Source organism: Mesorhizobium sp. M7A.F.Ca.MR.362.00.0.0, assembly GCF_004023175.1.
In the GTDB taxonomy this organism is placed as follows: domain Bacteria; phylum Pseudomonadota; class Alphaproteobacteria; order Rhizobiales; family Rhizobiaceae; genus Mesorhizobium.
The window spans coordinates 1-1190 of the sequence record NZ_RZTF01000764.1; the positions used below are offsets into that span (position 1 = coordinate 1).

Consider the following 1190-nt stretch of genomic DNA (forward strand, 5'->3'; position numbering starts at 1 on the left):
GCCCTATCCACGCACTGACGCCGACGCCGTCGAACGAAGGCGGCATGGTCATCAGCGTCAGCACCAGCATGATCGGCAGCGACAGCACCAGCGCCCAGCAGATCACTTGCCAGCCGCCGAGCCTGCGAGACAGCGCAGCGCCCTCGGCATAGCCCAGGCCGCAGGCGATGATGGCAGCCAGCATCAGACCATCGCCCACCAGCGAGGCCGTCACGCCCTGCGTCAGGGCAAAACCCGCGACCAGCGCGCTGCCGATGCATGAAAACAGCCAGAACGCCGGGCGCGGACGGTCGCCGCCGCGCAGCACGCCGAAGATCGCAGTGGCCAACGGCAGCAGGCCGACGAAGATGATGGAATGGGCCGTGGTGACGTGCTTGAGCGCCAACGCGGTCAGCAAGGGAAAGCCGACAACCACGCCAAGTGCGACGATCACCAGCGACAGCAGATCGCCGCGCTCCGGGCGTTTCTGCCGGAACAGAAGCAGCAGCGCCAGGCCAAGCAGGCCGGCAATCGCCGCCCGGGCCGAGGTCAGGAATGTCGGATCGAAATCCTTCACCGCCACGCGCGTTGCCGGCAGGGAGCCGCTGAAGATCAACACGCCGATGAATCCATTCATCCAGCCGCTCGCGGTCTTGTCCATCGTATGCTCCGTTTGTCGGCTCCGTATCGCGCGGAGCCGGTGGCATCGCCAGAGACAATGCGGTACAATTATGCAAAACTGTCATGCTTAGCAGAGCAGTACGGATGGACAAACAGACCACAGGAAGCGAGAGCAGCGGAACGCTGGTCGAAGGTATCATGGCGACGATCCGCCAGCGGATCGCGGCGCGCAGCCTGACGCCGGGAGCGCAATTGCCGTCGATCCGCGCCTTTGCCAAATCCATGCGAGTGTCCAAATCCACCGTGGTCGAAGCCTATGAGCGGCTCGCCGCCGAAGGGACGATCCGCTCGCGGCCGGGCTCCGGATTCTATGCCGCCGGATCGCTGGCGCCGCTGTCGCTGGCCGAAATCGGCCCCCGCCTCGACCGCGCGGTCGATCCACTCTGGATCTCACGCCAGTCCCTGGAGGCCGGCGACGACATGCTGAAACCCGGCTGCGGCTGGCTGCCGGCCTCGTGGATGCCGCAGGCAGGTCTGCGCCGGGCACTGCGCACGGCAGCGCGTGCCGACGATGTCGCACTGGCCGATTA

2 protein-coding genes are annotated in these 1190 nt (G+C 66.2%); one reads left to right on the forward strand and one right to left on the reverse strand.

Going from position 1 to position 1190, the window contains the following annotated elements; all coding sequences use genetic code 11:
• Positions 1–640, reverse strand: a 640-nt coding sequence (locus EOC06_RS37515; protein WP_164899006.1) for a DMT family transporter, incomplete at its 3' end; no start/stop codon positions are given.
• Between the two features lie 104 nt (positions 641–744).
• On the opposite strand from EOC06_RS37515, the gene EOC06_RS37520 reads away from it, so the two are divergent.
• Positions 745–1190, forward strand: a 446-nt coding sequence (locus EOC06_RS37520) for a GntR family transcriptional regulator (RefSeq protein ID WP_128310131.1), incomplete at its 3' end; no start/stop codon positions are given.